Annotated in this window: 17 protein-coding genes, 1 pseudogene and 1 riboswitch; of the genes and pseudogenes, 10 read left to right on the top strand and 8 right to left on the bottom strand. The window is 47.6% G+C overall.

Features of this window, described 5'->3' with window-relative positions; translation table 11 throughout:
• Window positions 1–43 precede the first annotated feature (43 nt).
• Window positions 44–787 (top strand): oxygen-insensitive NADPH nitroreductase, encoded by a 744-nt coding sequence (gene nfsA / locus MKY98_RS02115; RefSeq protein ID WP_029514690.1) that lies wholly within the window; start codon window positions 44–46, stop codon window positions 785–787.
• A 178-nt stretch (window positions 788–965) separates the two neighbouring features.
• On the opposite strand, the gene MKY98_RS02120 is transcribed toward nfsA, so the two are convergent.
• The 5 genes from MKY98_RS02120 to MKY98_RS02140 form a co-directional block, all read right to left on the bottom strand.
• Window positions 966–1,778: a TatD family hydrolase gene (locus MKY98_RS02120; protein WP_069010961.1), complete on the bottom strand. Its 813-nt coding sequence runs from the start codon at window positions 1,776–1,778 to the stop codon at window positions 966–968.
• A 55-nt stretch (window positions 1,779–1,833) separates the two neighbouring features.
• A complete protein-coding gene (locus MKY98_RS02125; RefSeq protein ID WP_069010756.1) occupies window positions 1,834–2,784 on the bottom strand; it encodes an ABC transporter ATP-binding protein in 951 nt (316 codons plus the stop codon).
• Between the two features lie 44 nt (window positions 2,785–2,828).
• Window positions 2,829–3,605 (bottom strand): ABC transporter permease, encoded by a 777-nt coding sequence (locus MKY98_RS02130; protein ID WP_029514693.1) that lies wholly within the window; start codon window positions 3,603–3,605, stop codon window positions 2,829–2,831.
• Window positions 3,602–3,895 (bottom strand): MTH1187 family thiamine-binding protein, encoded by a 294-nt coding sequence (locus MKY98_RS02135; RefSeq protein ID WP_016818835.1) that lies wholly within the window; start codon window positions 3,893–3,895, stop codon window positions 3,602–3,604. The genes MKY98_RS02130 and MKY98_RS02135 overlap by 4 nt, the downstream gene beginning before the upstream one ends.
• Window positions 3,896–4,434: 539 nt before the next feature.
• Window positions 4,435–5,478: an ABC transporter substrate-binding protein gene (locus MKY98_RS02140; protein WP_069010757.1), complete on the bottom strand. Its 1,044-nt coding sequence runs from the start codon at window positions 5,476–5,478 to the stop codon at window positions 4,435–4,437.
• A 194-nt stretch (window positions 5,479–5,672) separates the two neighbouring features.
• Window positions 5,673–5,782: riboswitch (TPP riboswitch) on the bottom strand.
• Window positions 5,783–6,051: 269 nt separating this feature from the next.
• Between MKY98_RS02140 and MKY98_RS02145 the strand changes: the two genes are divergently transcribed.
• From MKY98_RS02145 to MKY98_RS02170, 6 genes are all read left to right on the top strand, one after another.
• Window positions 6,052–6,486 carry a pyridoxamine 5'-phosphate oxidase family protein gene (locus MKY98_RS02145; protein ID WP_039270290.1) on the top strand — a complete coding sequence of 145 codons (435 nt, stop codon included), beginning with the start codon at window positions 6,052–6,054 and terminating at the stop codon, window positions 6,484–6,486.
• 222 nt (window positions 6,487–6,708) lie between these two features.
• Window positions 6,709–8,811 carry a bifunctional 2',3'-cyclic-nucleotide 2'-phosphodiesterase/3'-nucleotidase gene (locus MKY98_RS02150; RefSeq protein ID WP_069010758.1) on the top strand — a complete coding sequence of 701 codons (2,103 nt, stop codon included), beginning with the start codon at window positions 6,709–6,711 and terminating at the stop codon, window positions 8,809–8,811.
• A gap of 272 nt (window positions 8,812–9,083) precedes the next feature.
• Window positions 9,084–10,145, top strand: coding sequence for an EAL domain-containing protein (locus tag MKY98_RS02155; protein WP_069010759.1), 1,062 nt, complete (start codon window positions 9,084–9,086; stop codon window positions 10,143–10,145).
• Between the two features lie 360 nt (window positions 10,146–10,505).
• Window positions 10,506–11,519: a zinc-dependent alcohol dehydrogenase family protein gene (locus MKY98_RS02160; RefSeq protein ID WP_069010760.1), complete on the top strand. Its 1,014-nt coding sequence runs from the start codon at window positions 10,506–10,508 to the stop codon at window positions 11,517–11,519.
• Window positions 11,520–11,672: 153 nt separating this feature from the next.
• On the top strand, window positions 11,673–12,830 hold the full coding sequence (locus tag MKY98_RS02165; RefSeq protein WP_069010761.1) for an SMP-30/gluconolactonase/LRE family protein: 1,158 nt from the start codon (window positions 11,673–11,675) through the stop codon (window positions 12,828–12,830).
• A gap of 18 nt (window positions 12,831–12,848) precedes the next feature.
• A complete protein-coding gene (locus tag MKY98_RS02170; RefSeq protein WP_069010762.1) occupies window positions 12,849–13,637 on the top strand; it encodes an SDR family oxidoreductase in 789 nt (262 codons plus the stop codon).
• Window positions 13,638–13,938: 301 nt separating this feature from the next.
• On the opposite strand, the gene MKY98_RS02175 is transcribed toward MKY98_RS02170, so the two are convergent.
• On the bottom strand, window positions 13,939–15,030 hold the full coding sequence (locus MKY98_RS02175) for a hypothetical protein (protein WP_069010763.1): 1,092 nt from the start codon (window positions 15,028–15,030) through the stop codon (window positions 13,939–13,941).
• A 272-nt stretch (window positions 15,031–15,302) separates the two neighbouring features.
• Here MKY98_RS02175 and MKY98_RS02180 point away from each other — a divergent pair, with 272 nt between their 5' ends.
• Window positions 15,303–17,003, top strand: a complete 1,701-nt coding sequence (locus MKY98_RS02180) for a glycoside hydrolase family 13 protein (protein WP_069010764.1) — start codon at window positions 15,303–15,305, stop codon at window positions 17,001–17,003.
• A gap of 151 nt (window positions 17,004–17,154) precedes the next feature.
• Here the strand turns inward: MKY98_RS02180 and pdaA are convergent, their stop codons facing one another.
• Window positions 17,155–17,952 carry a delta-lactam-biosynthetic de-N-acetylase gene (gene pdaA / locus MKY98_RS02185; protein ID WP_069010765.1) on the bottom strand — a complete coding sequence of 266 codons (798 nt, stop codon included), beginning with the start codon at window positions 17,950–17,952 and terminating at the stop codon, window positions 17,155–17,157.
• 261 nt (window positions 17,953–18,213) lie between these two features.
• On the opposite strand from pdaA, the gene MKY98_RS02190 reads away from it, so the two are divergent.
• A complete protein-coding gene (locus MKY98_RS02190; protein WP_069010766.1) occupies window positions 18,214–19,236 on the top strand; it encodes a methionine ABC transporter ATP-binding protein in 1,023 nt (340 codons plus the stop codon).
• Window positions 19,233–19,898 carry a methionine ABC transporter permease gene (locus MKY98_RS02195; protein WP_029514704.1) on the top strand — a complete coding sequence of 222 codons (666 nt, stop codon included), beginning with the start codon at window positions 19,233–19,235 and terminating at the stop codon, window positions 19,896–19,898. The genes MKY98_RS02190 and MKY98_RS02195 overlap by 4 nt, the downstream gene beginning before the upstream one ends.
• Here MKY98_RS02195 and MKY98_RS02200 read toward each other — a convergent pair.
• Window positions 19,895–20,190, bottom strand: a pseudogene (locus MKY98_RS02200) (MerR family transcriptional regulator). The gene MKY98_RS02195 and the pseudogene MKY98_RS02200 overlap by 4 nt on opposite strands.
• Between the last annotated feature and the right edge of the window lie 32 nt (window positions 20,191–20,222).

The following is a 20,222-nucleotide window of genomic DNA, read 5'->3' on the forward strand; positions in this document are numbered from 1 at the left end:
AGTAGATAAAGAGCTTATATTATGGATTAGGAGTGAAGCAGTCATGAATGATACGATTTCCTTGTTGATGAATCACCGGTCTGTGCGAAAATTCAAGTCAGACCCCATTACCGACGAGCAGCTCGCAGCTATTGTGGCAGCTGGCCAAATGGCTTCCTCGTCCAGCAATGTGCAGGCATATACCGTTATCGCCGTTACCGAGCCTTCTTTGAAAACAAAACTGGCGGAGTTGGCAGGAGGGCAGGCTTACGTTGAGCAATGCCCTGCGTTTTTGGTATGGTGCGCAGACCTGTATCGCTTGAAACAGGTCACGCTCCACCATCAGCCAGGTCAGCCTTCCTATGAGGGGTCCGTTGAAAATTATACGGTTGCGACCATTGATGCCGCGTTAGCTGCACAAAATGCAGCGGTAGCCGCTGAATCACTGGGCTTGGGCATCGTCTACATTGGCGGCATTCGTACTAACATAGCAGAGGTGTCTGAGTTGTTAGGGTTGCCAGAGCTGGTGTATCCAGTATTCGGTATGTGTATTGGTGTACCGGATCAGGAAACGGGCTTGCGTCCACGCCTTCCGCTGTCCGGTGTTTTGCATATGAACGGCTACGACAAAAATCAGACGATGAAAGCTGTAGAGGTATACGATCACACATCAGCGGAATATTTGAAGGAACGTACGGGCGGTCAACGCTCTACGCCATGGTCTGAGCAAATGGCCGGAAGATTGACCGAGCCAGCACGCTTGCAGTTGAAGCCATTTTTGGAACAGAAGGGTTTCCTGAAGCAATAAAATTTGAGTAGCGACAAAAAACTCTGCAAAATACAAGTACATTTGAGCTATATACGTTTGAAAATACAAGAACCTCCTTATTTACGTATGATGAAGTTCCGCGTAAATAAGGAGGTTCTTTGCTTTGGTTGCATGTTGTGGTTGTAAACCTTCCAGTCAGTAAACAGCTGGTATATCTTTATCCATCAGATAGTGAGTAAAAGCGTCTCGTATTTTCATAAAATAATTGATGGACGGCAGATTCATCTTGCTGGGTCAGCTTGCTGTACGCGCGAATGACGTCGGCAGTCATCCGGGGATGTGTCTGTTGTCCGGTAAAAGGACCCTCGAACGGCCAGGGACCGTCTGTCTCTGCCATGATCTGATCAGACGGATACTGTCTTGCCAAACTGCGGATCTCTTCTTCGTACAGGAGATCCGGTGTGAAGGAGACATAATAGCCGTTCCGGGCGATACGTTCGGTCGTGGCGGCAGAGCCTTTAAACCAGTGAAAATGCGCCTGCATGACGCCGTGACGTTCCAGAAGGTCACAGGCGATGTCTGCGTCTTCATAAACGGCGTGCAGGACAATGGGCTTGCTATGCTTGCTTGCAAACTGGATGAAACGCTCCAGTAGCACTATGTAGGGAGCGAGGTCAAAAGGAGCTCCGCTCTGCGAGGCTTCTAGCCGATTGTAATAGGGTAAGCCGACTTCACCCACGGCGACCATCTGCTGTACATGTTCGTCCATCCAGTCGAACAAGAGGTCAAGCTCAGTTTGCGGTGGAAGGGCCTGTTCGGGATGAAAGCCAAAGGCTGGCCGTACTAGCCCAGGGTAACGCTCGGCTAACCGTAGATTGGCTCGGCCGGAGTCCAGATGCATCGACACGGCTATCACAGCTTGGACGCTGCTATCAGCAAGTGAAGCGAGCAATAGCTTCTGTTGCTCGGGCGGGTAGCTGTCTACATGAATGTGCGCGTCGATTAATGGAGCGGGTCTTGTTGTGGTCAAATCCAAGCCTAGCTTTGTTTGGCTGTTCCATTTCGATGCACATCGAACTTTTACGTCACTCATGCCGATTCAATCCATCTTCCGGGATATTCTTGTGAACGCTCTGAGCATTGTCCATGTCGCCGTCCAGTTTGTACTTTTCCTCACGCATCCAGCCGGTCATGGTTCGCTTCCATTCAATAAAGAGAGGATCGAGGGTGATTTCTTCCCTACGCGGGCGGGGAAAAGGGACATCTACGACATGCACCACCGAAGCAGGTCGCGCTGACAGCACATAAATGCGGTCGGAGAGCAGCAGCGCTTCTTCAATGCTGTGGGTAATGAACAGCACAGAGCGGCGGTTCTTCTCCCACATCCGCAGTAACCATTGCTGCATATCTGCACGTGTCAGCGCGTCGAGTGCGCTGAACGGCTCATCCAGCAGCATTAATTCCTGCGGGCTGAGCAGTGCGCGAAGAAAGGCTGCACGCTGTTGCATTCCACCAGACAGCGTATGTGGATACGCCTTGGCGAATTTGCCTAGTCCAACCTGCTCGAGCCATTGCAGGGCTTCTTTGCGACGTTCGCGTTCACTGGCGTACTGAGGGGGGACTGCTGTATTTTTACGTGGAGCATTTTCCTGCCCAAGCAGTACATTATCCAGCGTGGTGCGCCACGGGAAAAGGGCGGGCTGCTGTGGCATATAGCTGATATGCCCACGTTCACCAGTCATGTCTCGTCCGTGCATACGGATACGTCCCTGCTGTGGTTTGAGTAGCCCGCCGATGATGTGAAACAGCGTACTTTTTCCGCTGCCTGACGGACCGATGAGAGAAACGAATTCTCCCGGCTTGACTGTGAGGGATACATCCTGCAGCACGGGCAGTAAGCTTCGCTTTTCGCGGAAGGCGAGGCTGATCCCGTCCAATTCCAGAGCAGAAGGGGCAGTCGAAGGACTCTGCTGGTCCCCGGCTCGTTGTTCATTAGCAACGTTGTGTGATGATAAGTCAGTCGGATGCAGACTCATATGTGCCACGTCCTTTCTTTGCTGTATTTAATTCAAGGAGGAAGCTATTCCTGATCCGGTTTCCAGCGAACCAGCCATTTTTCCAGTAGTACTATGATGACAAACATCAGTAAACTGAGCGCGACAATGATGCCGATGGCGGCAAAAATGAGGTCCGTGCGATAGGCCGATTTTTGCAGCAGCATATAATATCCGATTCCTTCGCTCGCACCAATCCATTCGGCAATAATTGCGCCCATCACACTGTAGGTGGCAGCAATCTTGATGCCGGAGAATACTTGCGGCAACGAGTGTGGCAACTCCAGCTTCATAAAAATAGCCATGCGACCTGCACCCGACATCTGCATATAGTTCATCATCATACGGTCCGTCCGTGTCAGCCCGTCCATGGTCGCTACAGCCACGGGAAAAAAGCATACTAAGGTAATGACCATCAGCTTGGGCAGCATGCCAAAACCAAACCACACCATGAGCAGCGGCCCCAGGGCGATGATCGGAATGTTTTGGCTCAGGATAAGCAGCGGATACAGGGCGGATTTGAGAAAAGGAATGGTATGAAGAACGATGGCGATCAACAGTCCCGTTGCTGTCCCTATAGCGAATCCCACAAGTGTCAGGCGAATTGTAGCCCATGTATGGGCACCAAGCAGCGCCGTCTGGGCCATGCCCTCCTGTACGATGAGGGATGGAGCTGGCAGTAGCCAGGATTCAATATGTAAATAGGAAACCGCCCCCTGCCAGGCTGCTAAAAAGAAGAGGACCGCCACAAGGGGCGGCCATACGCTTTTCCACCAGGATGCGTTCTTGCCTTTCGGATTCATGGGCGATATTTCTCGGTCAGCTTGTTCATGCTGATGCCTTGTGGGTTATGTGCGATTTTGATCTGTGAAATGACGCTGGGACTGCCCGCTTCCGTCAAAGCCTCATGCATTTCTTTAACCACTTTCAGCAACTCGTCGAGCTCGCCCTCCATGGTCGTATCCAATGGGTTCACCTGATGTTTGACACCGGAGCGCTGAATGACCTCAATCGCCTTATCTACATACGGGTAAGAGTCCTCGTTATTAGGAGTTTTAGGGATTACTTGAATACTGAGCAGTGTATTAGCCATGCAAATTCACCTGTCCTTCATTTGGAGTGTTTTAGAGAAAATAGGGTGGTTTAAGGCGTTTGAGACCGCTCCGCGTTTCATTTGGTCTTACGATCGCTGTTGCAGGGGGATTCTTGGATTATTTAAGTTTTCAAAGGTAAGAATTCCCCTGCAAAGGCGAACGCTCCGCTTCTCCAGATTCAAATGAACCGCTCCGCTGCTGCCCGCCTTAAAAGCACCCTATTTTTAAAGCTGGTTTGTGCGGCATTTTTAACACACAAGCGCACCTACTTAGCGCTTAGATAATATGAAACTAAAGAATAAACCAAGTTGAACGAGAACGAAGTGGGCGGAATGGTGCTGTACAAGCGTTAGCGTTCGCTTTAAAAGCTTTCCGTAGGAAAGCTCGCTTCGGAAGCATAACCTCCCCGGATTTCTACACTAATCATAAGTTTTTATTAAGAAATCCGGGGCGGTGGCGATGGGAAGCACCATCCGACTGCGTAGTAGGGCTTCGTTCACTTCTCTAGTTCAGTCTTATTTAGTGGTTTAACAAATGGTCAGCGCTTGGGCAAGAAGTCGTTTGTGAAGGCCTTATCGACTTCCAAAGGCTTGCTGAGCAGCTTGCGTTCGTACATCCAGTCCGAATAGTTTTGCCATACCTCCGCTTTTTGCACGCCCCATTGCGCGGCATCATCCTGATAACGTGGGCTTAGCCATTTTTGGCTGGCAAGTACCAGTTTTTTATCCAGCTCCGGTACAGCTTTGCTTAAGATGTCCGCGGCTTCTTCCGGATGGGCGATAGTGTATTCATAGCCTTGGGCGGTAGCGTCCATGAACGCTTTGACCAGCTCGGGATCATTTTTTATCGTCTGTTCGTTGCTCACAATTACAGGCGTATAGTAGTCGAGGCTTTTGGAATAATCTTTTACATACAGCATATCCAATGGCTCATCTCGAAGTTGGGCCTCGATTCCGGTCCATGCGTAGAAAATCCAGGCAAAGTCGATATCCCGCTTCACGGCTGTAAAATAGTCTGCATTGCCCATGTTGACGATCTTCACTTTGCTCACATCGCCTTTGTCTGAATCCATGATGGATTTCATGACCGCTTCTTCTACGGGAGAGCCCCAACCGCCGTATTTTTTACCTTCAAAATCTTTCGGGCTCTTAATTCCGCGATCTACCGGGGCTGCGAAGCCTGAGGTATTATGCTGAATCACCGCAGCGATGGATACAAGCGGCACACCTTGCGTGCGGGCCTGTGTGACGCCTTCTTGGTAGCTGATACCAAAAGGTGCAGCATTAGAAGCAACCATTTGATCGGCTCCGCCTGAACCAGGTTGAACAATTTGGACATTCAAACCTGCTTTTTCGTAAAATCCTTTGTCCTTGGCGACATAGAGTCCCGTATGATTCGTATTGGGTGTCCAGTCGAGCACGATTTTAACATCTTTGAGCCCCTTTGCCGGAGTAGACGTTTGAGTGTCGGTAGCGGAAGCCGCTTCTTGGGATGTAGGGGGACTTCCACCGCAAGCGGTCAGGGTCAGGGCCAAGAGCCACAGACTGATCAGTCCCAGGCTTAATATTTTCATGCGCTTCATCGTTAGTGTTCTCTCCTTTTGATTACCCGTTATCCATCCAATCAGACAGCTTAAGTTTCCCATTTTCATAAAAATAACATCTGCCGGACGCGATCTTTCCAACAACTTAATCCTCAACAAAAAAAGCGCCCCGAGTTTCCGGGACGCTTGCGCTTGTATATACCAAAGTAAGGGATGGTCCTATGTAAAAAAGGCACATCTTGCTTAAGCATTCCTACGCTGGCATTACCCAGATCAGGTTGTAAGGGTCAGTGTCTTGGGACACACTCTCAGCCGGCCGATTCCAGCACCCCTGGCATTGTATGGTTTAATGGGTTCATTTATTCGGGTTTACTACGACGATTATATGCTTTGAATGCAGGTCTGTCCAGCATGAAGGGAGAGATAACGGTTCATTTGCCGAACGACAGGGTACACTTTTACTGTGAGCTTTGATCTGAAAATGAGTATGAATCAATCCGATTCGATCCGGTCATGTTATTTTCAGAACAGCTGCGCAGGTAGGTTCAGATGGGCTGGTGCCCAATGGCATGGCGTAGAGAATTCTAATTCGTGAAAAGGAGTTGTTGTACTGTGGGTAAAACGGAAACATTGGATCGCAACCAACTGGAACAAGCCATTGTGAAGGCTTTGGATAACAACAAATTTTGTACGTTAGGTACGGTAGAGGGTGGCAAACCGAAAGTACGCTATATGGCCCTTTTTAACGATGGAATGAACATTCATCTGGCGACAGATCGCAAAACGCATAAAGTGGATGAGCTAAAGGACAATCCGAATGCTTATCTGCTGCTGGGTTATGAGGTTGGCGGTACGAAGGAAGTTGTTGAAGTGGAGGCTACCGTCCAAATTACAGCTGATGAGGGGCTACGCAAACAAGTGTGGAACGACTCCTTGAAGGAGTGGTTTTCCGGACCGGACGATCCCGATTATGTCATTCTGGACGTGAATCCGACTCGCATTGAGTATGTGGGTCAGCAAACGGAGCGCCAGGTGTGGAAGAAATAATACGAATATAAATGGATAAGCCAGTAAATCTCCAATTTTTTCAGGAGGTTTGCTGGTTTTTTTATGTTTGAGAAAATTAATTATTTTTTCATAAATAATTTTAAGTAAATGACTACTCTTTTGTCTGGCGTTGGATTAAAATAGAAATGGTGAGTTCAAGGCTTACATATATGTGCAAAAGTATGTATATGAGGCATACACCTTAATGAGGAGGGGTATATTTTGTTATTACGTAAAAATTGGTTTAAAGGGTTTACAGCAGCAGTTGTAGCTTGTAGCATGCTGGTGTTTTCAGCCGCTCCATCCTGGGCAGCTAGTGATTCTCGTGATAGCGCTACGGTGAATTTGCGGATCATGGAAACAACGGATATCCATGCGTCCCTGATGAACTACGATTACTATTCGGACAAAGAAACCAACGAGTATGGCTTGGTTAGTACAGCTAGCTTGATCCAGAAGGCACGTAGTGAAACAAGAAACAGTATGCTGTTCGATAATGGTGATTTGCTGCAGGGCAACCCATTAGGCGATTATATGGCCCGCAACAAAACCTTTGAGAAAGAAGGCGGTGTCCATCCGGTCTACAAGATGATGAACCTGATGGGCTATGATGCAGCTACAGTGGGCAACCATGAATTCAACTACGGTCTCGACTTTCTGGACAAATCGCTCAAGGGAGCTGATTTTCCTTATGTAAATGCGAACGTTTATGTTGATAAAGGGGGCCAAGCTACTAAGAATTATTTTACCCCTTATCAGATTCTTGATAAAACAGTAACGGACGAGAAGGGCGAAGAGCATACACTCAGAGTGGGTGTGATCGGTCTGGTCACACCTCAAATTATGCAGTGGGATGAAGCCAATTTGAAGGATAAAGTCGTTACGAAGGATATTGTGGAAACGGCGAAAAAGTTTATTCCTCAAATGAAGACGGAAGGTGCTGACATTATTGTCGTGCTTGCGCATACCGGTTATGAGGATGTGCCACAAACGCCACTGATGGAGAATGCCGTTAAGTATTTGAGCCAGGTGGACGGAATTAACGCTATTCTGTTTGGGCATGCTCATAAATCTTTCCCTGGCCCTGATTTTAAAGATATGAAGGGTGTAGATCTGGATAAGGGAACCATTAATGGGGTACCAGCCGTGGAAGCTTCCTCATGGGGCAAGGATCTGGGTATCATTGACCTGAGCCTAGAAAAGAAAAATCGCGAGTGGAACGTGACTAACTCTCAATCTCAAGTGCGTCCGGTTGTGAGCACCACTAATCAGACTGTGCAGTTTATCCCTGAATTTAAACTGATTGATGCGGTCAAAGAAGAGCATCAAGGAACGCTGGATTATATTCGCCAGCCTGTAGGAACAACGACGGCGCCAATTACCAGTTATTTTGCATTAGTGCAGGACGACCCTTCCATTCAAATTGTGACGAATGCACAGAAATGGTATGTTCAAAACCATCTCAAAGGAACTGAATACGAAAAACTTCCAGTATTGTCGGCAGGCGCTCCATTCAAGGCCGGCGGTCGAAACGGAGCCGAGTATTACACTGATATTCCTGAAGGTACGGTAGCGATTAAAAACGTGTCCGACCTGTATGTGTACCCGAACACGGTTCATGCTGTAGAAGTGACCGGTGCTGAAATTCAGGAATGGCTGGAGTGGTCTGCGGGTCAGTTCAACCGTATTGATCCGAAGCAAACTGAGGAGCAATCGCTGATCAACAAAGATTTCCCAACCTACAATTTCGATGTCATTGACGGTGTGAATTACCAGATTGATGTAACGCAGCCTGCACGATATGATGCCAAGGGAACTATTATTGATTCTTCAGCGCATCGTATCAAGGATCTGCAATACAATGGGAAGGCTATTGATCCTGCGCAGAAATTTATCGTAGCCACCAATAACTATCGTGCTTCCTCATCCAAACTGGCCAACCCAGATGGCAAACGAATTGTGATGGCAGCACCGGATGAAAGTCGTCAAGTCGTTGTTGACTATATCCGTACGAACGGAACGATTAATCCATCGGCGGATGGCAACTGGTCTATTGCTCCTTTTGGTCAGGCAAAGGTTACTTTCGAGTCCTCTCCTGATGCCAAAGACGTGCTGGCAGGCAATCAACAAATTTCATACTTGAGCAGCGCGGCAGACGGTTTTGCCAAATACAGCTTAAAAGCTGGCGCTAAGCCTAGTGCAGCAACGACTCCTGTAAAGGAAGCTGTGGCTCCCGCGGAAGCAACAGCAAAGCCAGCTGTTAAAACGACCAAACCGGCGGCTGTTAAACCAGCTAAAACAACAAAGCCAAAGGCGTCCAAATAACTTCGAATTTTAGTTTTCACTCAATATCAGAATGAAGCAGCAAGTCTCTTTAACCAAGAGATTTGCTGCTTTTTTTAATATCAAAAAAAACGGCCCCGAATTATTATGAGTGTAAAAAGGTTTTGTTTTTGTCGAATATGTACTTAAGTCCTAAGTTATCGTTAAGAATAAGCTGCTTTTTTGTAAAAAAACGTAATTATATAGTACTTTTGTTCTAGTTATTTGTGATATAATGGTGAAAAAACCGGAAAATTGTTCCGAGGAGGACCATTATGACATGCAGCAATTGCAGCATCATATTACCTATAAAGGATCAAGGATTGCTTAGAATTAGGTATTCCAGGGTGTCGCTTACTCCAGCATTAGATGGTTTGGGTATGCTATCGGAACAAATGAAGCAGCAACATGAGCGTGAGGGCGGCATAGAGTTTCGCTATGACAGCCGTTCAGAGTTGGAACAGCTGGTTAACGAACTGGCTCGTCTGCCGCAGGAATACTTGAACCATATACAAGTTGTGGTGACTGGCTTGCATCATGTCGAAGGATATGAGGACTGGCTTTTATTTAGTCAATTGCAAGCCAGACTGCAACATCCGGATATCGTGAGTATTATTAAGGATCAAAGTTTTTCCAGCCATATGCAGCCTATTGTTGACCACAAGCTGGATATTATCGGGTTTGAGTTTTTGCTGCGTCCGTCACATGCGGAGAGACCTTTTCAGCCTTTCCGACTGTTTGAAATCGCCCGTGAAGCTGGCTTGCATGCTCATCTGGATCGCTCGGCTCGTTTTTCCGCTATTGAAAAAAGTGCAACATGCCTTCCGGCGGGGATTAAACGTTTTATTAACTTTCTCCCTTCCACCATTTATAATCCGGCTTATTGCTTGAATCACACCTTTGAGACGATTAATCGGTTATCCATGAGTACGAAGGATTTTGTATTTGAGGTCGTAGAAACGGAAGAGATAGACGACCTTAATTTTTTGCATCATATCTTTGAGCAGTATCGTAATCGAGGAGTTTCAGTTGCCCTGGACGATGTGGGGGCAGGCTATTCTACGACAGAGCTTATGAATTGCCTTCAGCCGGATTATGTCAAAATTGACCGTAGCATAATTGACGGCTGTCATAGTAACAGTAATCAGAAGCGGCAAATCACAGGAATTGTAGAATCGGCTTTTCGTTTTGGAGGCCAAGTGTTGGCTGAAGGAGTAGAGCAGATAGAGGATTTTGAATTTTGTCGTGAAGCAGGTGTGTCACTGGCTCAGGGTTATTTGTTTGGCAAGCCGGAGCCCGGTCCGCCCTCCAATTTTATGCTTAGCAGCGTAATATAGTCAGGAACAAATTTAAGTAGATGTAGTTTATAAAAATTGGAGCTTAAATAAGGCTGTCGTATTAGCATTAATGTAAAAAACGCGAGTGCAGAGGTTATTTCACCCCTGCAACTCGCGTTTTTTGGTCATGCTTGCCCACCTGAACAAGCTCTGGCAAGCAAAGCCATCCAGTCTCCAATTTTACTTGGTAAGGGACGTTAAAAGCCCGGAAGCAGTTTACGACCGTTTTTTTTAAAAAGTAAAGATTGACGTTTTGAAGAGAATTGGATACAGTGTACTATATAAGAAACGGTGTTTCCTTGGTGATACACTGTATCTATATTAGGTAAAAGGTTTAACATTACAGGGAGGACAACCAAAATGAAAGCAGTGCAACTGAAAAACGGTTTTGGCTTTGAAGAGTTAACCTTGATGGAACTTGACACACCGGTGCCGGGACGGCTGGAAGTTCTGATCCGCATAAAGGCAGCGTCCCTCAATTACCGTGATTTGGTAGTTATCAACGGAGTCATGCCGATCGGCATTCAATTTCCCTTCATTCCGTTATCCGATGGAGCGGGTGAAATTGTAGCTGTGGGCGAAGGGGTGACAAAATTTCAGGTTGGACAAAGGGTAGCGGCAAATTTACAACAGAAATTCATTGGCGGGAGCACGAGAGCGGAGGTCTTAAAGGACAGTCTGGGAGGCCCGCTCAGTGGAGTGGCGGCTGAATATATCGTTCTGCATGAAGAGGGGGTCGTCGCCATTCCGGATCACCTTTCTTGGGAGGAGGCTTCCACCTTGCCGATTGCGGCATTAACCGCATGGAGCATGCTGATGGAATCCGGCGGGCTGCGAGCGGGGGATACGGTGCTCTTGCAAGGAACAGGCGGTGTTTCCATCTTTGGGCTTCAATTTTCTCTGATGGCGGGAGCAAGGGTAATTATCACATCGAGCAGCAATGACAAGCTGGAACGGGCAAAGGCTCTCGGCGCATGGCAGACAATCAACTATTCGGAGGTTCCAGAGTGGGATAAGGTAGCTCTGGAGCTGACAGGCGGCGGAGTCGACCATGTTCTGGATGTAGGGGGAGCGGCAACAATGGCGCAATCCATCAATGCACTTCGTACTGGAGGGACTGTGAGCATGGTCGGATTCTTATCGGGCTTGACCATTCCTGAGTTCGATGTCACCAGCATTTTGCAGAAGGCTGCGACGATTCGCGGCAGCCAGGTTGGTAACCGGGAACATTTCGAAAACATGAATCGTGCCATTTCCCGCCATCGTTTACATCCTGTCATCGACCGGGTATTCCCGCTCAGCCGAATCGGCGAAGCCTTCGCACTTTTGGCTGAAGGAAAACAGTATTTCGGTAAAATCGTCGTTCAAATATAAATGAGCATTTTGCATAAATCCCAAGAGCAATTTCAAATCAGCACTATATAGATCGAAACGGTTTAGTACGTCTATATAGTGTACTTTCGAGCGTTGGGAATTGAATTATGCAAAATGCTGAAATATTATTCACATTACATAGGAGGCACTCTAATGCCCAGTAAACCTGATTTATCTGTCAAAGATTCTCAAGGAAGAAAGAATAAGAAACCGCGTAAATGGGTACGCAGAACCGGATTATCGCTGCTGTCGGTAATCCTTCTGGGAGTGGTTATTTTTATGCTCATCCCTTCCCCTGTACAGCCTGCAAAATGGCTTGCACCTTCGGCCCCCTCTTTTGAACAAGCGGGTCCATGGCAACAAAACAACAAACTCAGCTCCGCCGAGCTTGTTACAGATGCCCCTAAGTTTCCGGAATTTATCACCTTTGACAAGGAAGGAAATTTATATACGGGAGACTCCGACGGGAAAATTTATAAGGTTGCCTTTGATACAAAGGGCAATCCGCAAAAGGCCCAGCTATATGCAGATACCAAAGGAACGCCCAATGGACTTATGTTTGATGCAAGTGGAAATCTGATCGTTACGGATGTTAAGAAGGGGCTACTGTCGGTAGATCCTTCCGGAAACGTGACGGTGTTGGCCAATCAAGTCGACGGCACACCGATCTATTTGGCCAACGAGCTGGATATTGCCAAAGATGGTACTATTTATTTTTCTGACACCTCCAATTATGGCAGTGTAGTCTTCAAAGAAATCGCCGAGAACAAGCCACATGGACGTTTGCTGAAATATGACCCGGCGACCAAGCAGACGACAGTTCTGTTGGAAGGCCTATATTTTGCGAACGGGGTTGCCTTGTCTGCGGACGAAGATTTTGTGCTTGTGGCAGAGTCGTATCACTACCAATTGACCCGATACTGGCTCAAAGGGCCGAAGAAGGGGACTTCGGATATTTTTGTGGATAATCTTGCCGGTTTTCCGGATAACATTACGCGTGATGATCAAGGCCATTTCTGGGTCGGTCTCTTCACGACACGTATTCCCTTTGTAGATCAAATGCATGGAAGCCCGTGGCTGGCTGGAATGATGGCCAAATTGCCTCAATCGCTGCTCAGCGGTGCAAGCGCACCTGTGAAGCATGGGCTTGCTGTGGAGCTTAATCCGCAGGGGAAACTCATCGGAAGCTGGCATGATCCTGAAGGCTCGCTTTATGGGGTAACCACGGCTGTAAACCATGATGGATATTTATATATAGGTACAGCTCCTGGAGGCAGCCAGGGTGTTCATCGCGTGCTTTTAACCAAATAAGCTTGGGGAGGGTTTAACATGATATTGGATGAGTTGAAATTATCCTGGACAGCGAAGGAAAGCCTGGCCGGGAAAGTAGCTTTGGTAACAGGCGCAAGCAGCGGCATTGGGGCATCGATTGCAAAAAAACTGGCAAAGCGTGGCGCGTATGTAGCTGTATTGGCGCGCCGTCAGGAGCGATTGGATGAATTGGTTCGCGACTTGCACCAAGAGGAATTGTATGAGGTCATGGCAATACCTGCCGATATCCAAAAGGCTGAAGACATACAGCAGGCGGTCCACGCCATTCTTGAACGCTGGGGGCGGCTTGACATTATCGTTGCCAATGCCGGCTTCGGGTATCGAAGTCCGCTGGCAGAGGTGGAACTGGAACGCTGGGAGGAGCTTTACAAGACGAATGTGCACGGTCTTGTCCTGACACTGAAGTACGGACTTCAGCCAATGAGGGAACAGGCCAAGGGGGATGTTGTCATTGTCTCCTCTATTGCAGCGAAGGAAGTGGTTGCCGGAGGAGGACTATACAGCGCTACCAAGTACGGCGTTAGCGCCATAGCCTCTGCATTGCGTTTGGAGACCAGTACGCAAGGAATTCGTGTAACTGCGATTCACCCCGGGGCGGTGGCGACGGAGTTTTCGCAGGTGGCCGGATATCCCGAGCAGGAAATTCGGGCGTTTGCTTCGAGCGTTTTGCCGCTGCATCCCGATGATGTTGCAGAAGCTGCCCTTTATGCACTAGAGCAGCCCGAGCATGTCAATATTCCAGAGTTGACCATTATGCCTTCGAGGCAGGTCCAGCGGTTCAAATAGAGCGATATTTATTCTGACACAAACCGGGTGACCGGGTATGGTCATCGCCGATGCCGGGTATGGCGGCGAGAGGGCTCGTGCCTTCGCTTGACCATAACCTGCTCAAATGGGTGAGCATGAACCAAAGCGCGAGCTACAGGGGGGAATAACCCTTGCACTCGCGCTTTTTTATACTAATGATGAAGCGTGACTGTCCAATAAAGTTTAAAACCACTTTGGGACAGCTCCATTTACTATAGAGGAGACCATATCCCGTAACATTTTGGCCCCACGTTCGCTCATCCAGTCATCGTGAGCACAGCTATAGTGTAATGACGTACAGACCTAGCGGCGTAGTTGCGCTACCTGCAACCATGAAGCTGAGAGAATAGCTGGATCTGCCGGGGGGAACGCTGATATCAGCCAATCGGCATACCTTGGTATTATCTCGTAGCAAAGGGATACCATATACACGATCATTCACGCGTACAGCCCCGGCGAACGCGCCCCCACGTGGATTCGCGTAGATTCTTACGATACGTACCTCGTCACTGTCGTTAACGATGGGAATGGTCGCGTTGTATATGGTTCCGAATTGTCCGCGATTATCTAGCGCAGGCCCCAGCTCGCTGCGTGCCCCGGTAAACAGCAGATCGGCAGGAGCCTCACCGTTTAGCTTTTTGGTGGCACACGCCCGATAGTTTGCGCTCTGTCCCACCACGTACTCTGGCATCCGCGCATTCGTTTCGGAAAAGGACCACACCCCTCGTGGATGCGCCTGTGGTGGAGGTACGGGAGGAAGCGCATCCATATGAATCTGGCGCAGATCGGTCTGCGTGTCCTTGCTGATCACGGTGCGAATCACATAATCCAGCGTACCGTGGCCTTCAGCAAATTCTACGGTAAGGTCATAGATGAATCCGGCCAGCGATCCCTCGGGCAGCTCAAATTCCTCCAGCAGAGCGGTGCCTTTGCCGAATTTATGACGGTCTGCTGGCCTCACACGTTCCATCGTACCCGCCAAACAGCTTTTGGCAATAGACTGCCCGACATCAATAATCCAGTTGCCGTCCTCAGGCACAATCTTAAGAGCGCGTTCAATATGGCGTACTTCCAGTTTAGCAGCGCTCCTGTTCTCTACAGTGATGCCCAGTTTAACAGGGCTGTCGATTTTGTTATAATGCCAGCCGAAAATGCGATGTTTGACTGTTCGGGTTGTCGAGCGAACCATGTCATGCCACAGGGTGGCTTGCTCGGTAGGTACCGTCACATGGGTAAGCGTCTCCGGGTTATCGCTAAGCATCAGGCGGCGTGTTCCGCCCTCAGTGGCTGACTCCACATCCACATGGATGTTGGGCGGGATCACGGCAGTTTCCACAATCAGATCCTTTGGCTCCTTGGATCGATGGTTCATGTAAATTCCTCCTTTTATTCAAAAGTGGCACCGCTTTGGGTACATGTATATGGGCAGTTCATAAATATAGGTAACGCCAGATCCATTTATACAACCTGTTTTACAAAATATTTTTTTAAAATAAACCTCCGCAGATTATAGCGGTTCTGCTAATGCATCGAAGCAAGCTTACAAGACTCTTGTTCCCAATCACCAACGATTCGCAGCCAGGTATTGCGTGTATGTTAAGAGCATAAGCTATTGGATGTACAGAGAAGCTACAGGAGGGAAACATGCCTAAAAAAATATGGTGGAAGGAAGCCGTTGTATATCAGATTTACCCGATCAGTTTTCAGGATTCTGACGGAGACGGTAAAGGGGACTTGCGAGGCATTTTGTCCAGGTTGGATTATTTGTGTGAACTGGGTATTGATGTTATCTGGATTTGTCCGGTATATAAATCGCCCAATCACGATAATGGATATGATATTAGCGATTATTATGCCATTATGGATGAGTTTGGAACAATGGAGGATTTTGACGAACTGCTTCACCAGGCGCATGAACGAGGTATCAAAATCATGATGGATTTGGTATTAAACCATACATCGGATGAGCATCCGTGGTTTACGGAGTCACGCTCGTCCAAGGATAATCCGAAGCGGGACTACTACATATGGCGAACAGGCAAAAATGGCGGATATCCGAACAACTGGGAATCGTATTTTTCTGGCTCAGTGTGGAAATATGACAAGCTTACAGACGAATATTACATGCATCTATATTCCGAGCATCAGCCGGATCTGAACTGGGAAAATGAAGAGATGGTGGGCGAGCTCTACCGCATGGTGGAATGGTGGCTGAAAAAGGGAGTCGATGGCTTCCGTTTTGACGCTATTGCCCATATTGTCAAAGCCGAAGGGCTGCCGGATGCCGATAATCCCGACAAACAAACCTTGGTACGGGCTTATCAGCTCTTTTCCAATCTGGAACAGGTACATGTGCTTCTACGGATGCTGAATGAAAAGGTGCTGGAATGTTATCCCTTAATGACAGTTGGCGAAACGTCTGGCTTAGGACCGGAACAGGCGCTTGATTATGTGGGAGACCAGCGGCATGAATTGAATATGGTCTTCCAGTTTGAACACATGTTTATTGATGCACAAGGGCTAGGGACGGAAAAATGGAAATCCAAGCCATGGACGCTGGTGGAGCTGAAAAAAATAATGAGCAGTTGGCAGACAGTGCTTCATCAGGAAGGATGGAATGCCAATTATCTCAACAATCATGATCAACCTCGGGCTCTCTCCAGATTTGCGAATGATGGACAATATCGTGTGGAATCCGCCAAAATGCTGGCAACCTTCACACATATGCTTGAGGGTACGCCTTATATTTATCAGGGTGAGGAAATTGGGATGACGAATATTGCATTCCCGTCGATTGATGATTATCGGGATGTGGAAACGTTAAACTATTATGAGCAGCAACGAAAGATTGGTGAGCCGGAGGAGCAGATTATGGCGGCAATCTGGCGAAAAAGCCGGGATAATGCACGCACTCCGATGCAGTGGGATGCTGGTCCTGCGGCCGGATTTACCGATGGAGAGCCGTGGATGAAGATTAACGATAACTACACACACATTAATGCAGAGGCTGAAAGAAATAATCCAGGCTCGATTTTCCACTATTATCGTAAGTTGATTGCTCTGCGCAAACAACATGAGGTCATAGTCTATGGCGAATACAAGCTTCTGTTGCCACTGGATACAGAGCTGTATGTATTCACTCGTATGTTGGGAAAAGAGCGTTTGCTGGTCATTTTGAATTTCTTTGACCGTGATCCGGTGTTCCACTGGCCCGAAGGTGAGGAGCTTCCTGCCGCCAAGGCGGAACTACTTCTCTCCAACTACGAACCGGTACAAGGGGAACAACTGCATGCCTTGAAGCTGCGGCCTTATGAAGCCAGAGTGTATAAGCTAACCATGCATTAGGCTTTGCTATCTTTAGAATGGTAAAAGAAGGGAAGGCCCATAGAGCCTTCCCTTCCTTGGAGTAAACTAAAAAGCCCAATCCACACTGGCTACCATGGGCAGGTGTGGATCGGGCTCATTATGATATGGTCTCATTAAATGTAGTTACTTTTTAGTGATAATGTTTCACCTTAAGGTCGTCTAGACTTTTAAACTCATACCCTTGCTTGCGAGCCTCGTCGATGATAGAAGCAAGCGCCTCGGCATTATCCTTGGATACGGAATGGAGCAAAATGACCGCTCCAGGGTGGAGCTGCTTCATGACTTGACGATAGGCATAGTCCGTTCCTTGCTGAATTTTTGTGTCCCAGTCCTTGTAAGCCACAGACCAGAATACGCTCGTATATCCGGCTTCTCGACAGGAAGCCAATGCTTTTTCACTAAAAATACCGCGAGGCGGCCGGACATATTTCATTTCTTTTTGCCCGGTTAGCTCTGCCGATGCATTTCGTACCCGATCCAGCTCAGACCGGATCTCTGCCGAAGAAATGGTGCTCATATCAGGATGGCTCCATGAATGGTTGCCGATAATATGGCCCTCACTCGCCATGCGTCGCATCAAAGCTGGCTGGTCTTTTACAAAATGCCCCGTCACAAAGAAGGCGGCCGGAACCTTTTTGGCCTTCAATACATCCAGCACTTTCGGAGTATACCCATTCTCATAGCCGTTGTCGAAAGTGAGAAATAATTCTTTTTTAGTCGTATCCCCCAGAAAGATGCCACCTTGTCTTTCGATCAGGTGCATAAAGCCTTCTTGTGCGATGGAAGGCAGCTCCCCTCCTTTACTTTTTTTAAACCCAAAATGATAAGGCTGTCCGTCAACAGTCTGAGTAGCCCATGCGGGTTCCGCCGTAACTGCCAACATACCCGTTACTGCAATGCATAGCCACAAGGTAAATATTCGCTTCATCTATGTTCCTCCGCTTTCGTCCCGTTCGGGTAAGGTGTGTATGCTTCGACATATTTCATACCATCTGCAATATCGTACTGATTTATGCAAGGACATGCTTTGACCGAATGTAAAACTCATATTGACATGAATATTAAATCGAAGTAGTATACTTTATAAAACTCACTAGAATACTCGGATTTAATTCGATCGTTTATGCCGAAGAAAAGCATCAGCTCAGAATATCTTACATACTTGTAAGAACGGAAGGAGTTAGGACTCATGATTGAACTTAGGAATGTATCTAAAACCTACGTGAGAAAAGGCCTAAGTATTGAAGCGTTAAAAAATATAAATATCAAAGTGGATAAAGGGGACATCTTCGGATTTATCGGATTCAGTGGCGCAGGGAAAAGTACGCTAATCCGTTTGGTCAATCGTCTTGAGAAAGTAACCAGCGGAGAGGTTCTTGTTGAAGGGGAGCAGTTAAATACCTATTCTACCTCTGGACTGCGGAAGGTAAGGAAGAAGATTGGAATGATTTTTCAGCATTTTAATCTGCTGGAATCAAAAACGGTGTTCGACAACATTGCAATTCCGTTGGTGCTGCTTAAGCGCAACAAACGCGAAATAGAGGGGCGTGTGAAAGAGCTTTTGGCGTTCATAGGATTGTCGGACAAGGCGGACAGCTATCCCAACGAGCTTTCCGGCGGACAAAAGCAACGTGTCGGGATTGCACGGGCGCTTGCGAGCAACCCATCCATTTTGCTCTGTGATGAGGCGACCTCGGCACTTGATCCGCAGACCACACAGTCTATTCTCGACTTGCTTCGCAAAATCAACAAGGAATACAAGATCACCATATTGATCATTACCCATGAGATGTCGGTGATTCAGCGAATTTGCAACAAGGTTGCCGTAATGGAAAAAGGGGAAATCATCGAGCAGGGCAATGTCCTGGAGGTATTCGGACAGCCGCAGCACCCGACGACGCAGAGCTTTGTACGCACGGTCATTCACGATGCAGTACCCGAGAGTGTGCTACAAACGTTCGAACAGCAAGAATCACAGCGGATTTACAAGCTGGAATTTATAGGACAGGTTGCTTCTGATCCGGTAGTTCATGAATTAATTCGGCAGCATGATATCCATGTGAACATTTTGTTTGCCAACATGACGGAGATTCAAGAAACGACGATTGGCTATATGACAATCCAACTGCGTGGTGGACAGCATTCCATTCAGCAGGCTGTTGATTTTATCAAGAGCAAAGGAGTCCATATTCAGGAGGTAGAGAGTCTATGATGATTACAGGAACCACGATAACCTGGGATCAACTGTGGGAAGCTTTGTATGAATCCGTGCTCATGGTCAGCATATCCTTATTCATTGGCGCCCTGATCGGTATCCCTATCGGTATTTTACTCGTCATCACACGCCCGGGCGGAATTCTGGAGAACAAATGGCTGCACAATATTTTGAATCCGATCATTAACATTGTTCGTTCCTTACCGTTTATTATCTTACTGATTGCGATCATTCCGTTAACCCGTCTGATTGTGCATACATCCATTGGGACCAGCGCGGCAATTGTCCCCTTGATTATATATATTGCGCCATATATCGGAAGGCTGGTCGAAAACTCGCTGTTGGAGGTGAATCCGGGGATATTGGAGGCAGCAGATGCGATGGGGGCGACCCCGTTCCAGGTCATTCGATACTTTTTGCTTCCTGAGGCATTCAGTTCTCTGATTTTGTCGTTAACGACAGCAGCCATTGGTCTGATTGGTGCTACTGCTATGGCTGGTGCGGTCGGCGGAGGCGGAATTGGCGATCTGGCGATCGCATATGGCTATCAACGTTTTGATACGCTGGTTATGCTGATTACCGTCATCATTCTAGTCTTGTTTGTACAAGGTGTTCAGTCCTTGGGGAACCTATTGTCCCGTAAAGCACGCAGGGGTTAAATTAGATGTTTTTTTTCACCTATTGTCTGTTCATAGCTTGTAATTTTATAATCCATGCGTTCCAATACGTTGTTCATATCTTTCATTTTTGCAATGAGCTGCTTGCGCTGCTCTATTAGGAGTTCTTTTCTCGCATACATTTAATATATTCAACCCATCTGCAATCTTCTTCCGTGTAATCTCTGATGCCACTTTTATTACGGTTCACACGCGGAATAAGTCCGATGCGTTCATAATAGCGGAGTGTATCCTGAGATAGTTCGAATTTTTTGCTTACTTCTGCGATCAACATGCAGACTTCACCTCCTGATTTCTGATCAAGAA

The sequence above is a fragment of the Paenibacillus sp. FSL M8-0228 genome (assembly GCF_038007385.1).
Lineage (GTDB): Bacteria > Bacillota > Bacilli > Paenibacillales > Paenibacillaceae > Paenibacillus > Paenibacillus polymyxa_D.

Excerpts from the sequence above, each read along its gene's own strand:
- nfsA (WP_029514690.1), top strand. The coding sequence starts at position 44 with ATGAATGATACGATTTCCTTGTTGATGAATCACCGGTCTGTGCGAAAA.
- MKY98_RS02125 (WP_069010756.1), bottom strand. The coding sequence starts at position 2,784 with ATGAGTCTGCATCCGACTGACTTATCATCACACAACGTTGCTAATGAA.
- MKY98_RS02130 (WP_029514693.1), bottom strand. The coding sequence starts at position 3,605 with ATGAATCCGAAAGGCAAGAACGCATCCTGGTGGAAAAGCGTATGGCCG.
- MKY98_RS02135 (WP_016818835.1), bottom strand. The coding sequence starts at position 3,895 with ATGGCTAATACACTGCTCAGTATTCAAGTAATCCCTAAAACTCCTAAT.
- MKY98_RS02140 (WP_069010757.1), bottom strand. The coding sequence starts at position 5,478 with ATGAAGCGCATGAAAATATTAAGCCTGGGACTGATCAGTCTGTGGCTC.
- MKY98_RS02155 (WP_069010759.1), top strand. The coding sequence starts at position 9,084 with ATGACATGCAGCAATTGCAGCATCATATTACCTATAAAGGATCAAGGA.
- MKY98_RS02160 (WP_069010760.1), top strand. The coding sequence starts at position 10,506 with ATGAAAGCAGTGCAACTGAAAAACGGTTTTGGCTTTGAAGAGTTAACC.
- MKY98_RS02165 (WP_069010761.1), top strand. The coding sequence starts at position 11,673 with ATGCCCAGTAAACCTGATTTATCTGTCAAAGATTCTCAAGGAAGAAAG.
- MKY98_RS02170 (WP_069010762.1), top strand. The coding sequence starts at position 12,849 with ATGATATTGGATGAGTTGAAATTATCCTGGACAGCGAAGGAAAGCCTG.
- MKY98_RS02175 (WP_069010763.1), bottom strand. The coding sequence starts at position 15,030 with ATGAACCATCGATCCAAGGAGCCAAAGGATCTGATTGTGGAAACTGCC.
- MKY98_RS02180 (WP_069010764.1), top strand. The coding sequence starts at position 15,303 with ATGCCTAAAAAAATATGGTGGAAGGAAGCCGTTGTATATCAGATTTAC.
- pdaA (WP_069010765.1), bottom strand. The coding sequence starts at position 17,952 with ATGAAGCGAATATTTACCTTGTGGCTATGCATTGCAGTAACGGGTATG.
- MKY98_RS02190 (WP_069010766.1), top strand. The coding sequence starts at position 18,214 with ATGATTGAACTTAGGAATGTATCTAAAACCTACGTGAGAAAAGGCCTA.
- MKY98_RS02195 (WP_029514704.1), top strand. The coding sequence starts at position 19,233 with ATGATGATTACAGGAACCACGATAACCTGGGATCAACTGTGGGAAGCT.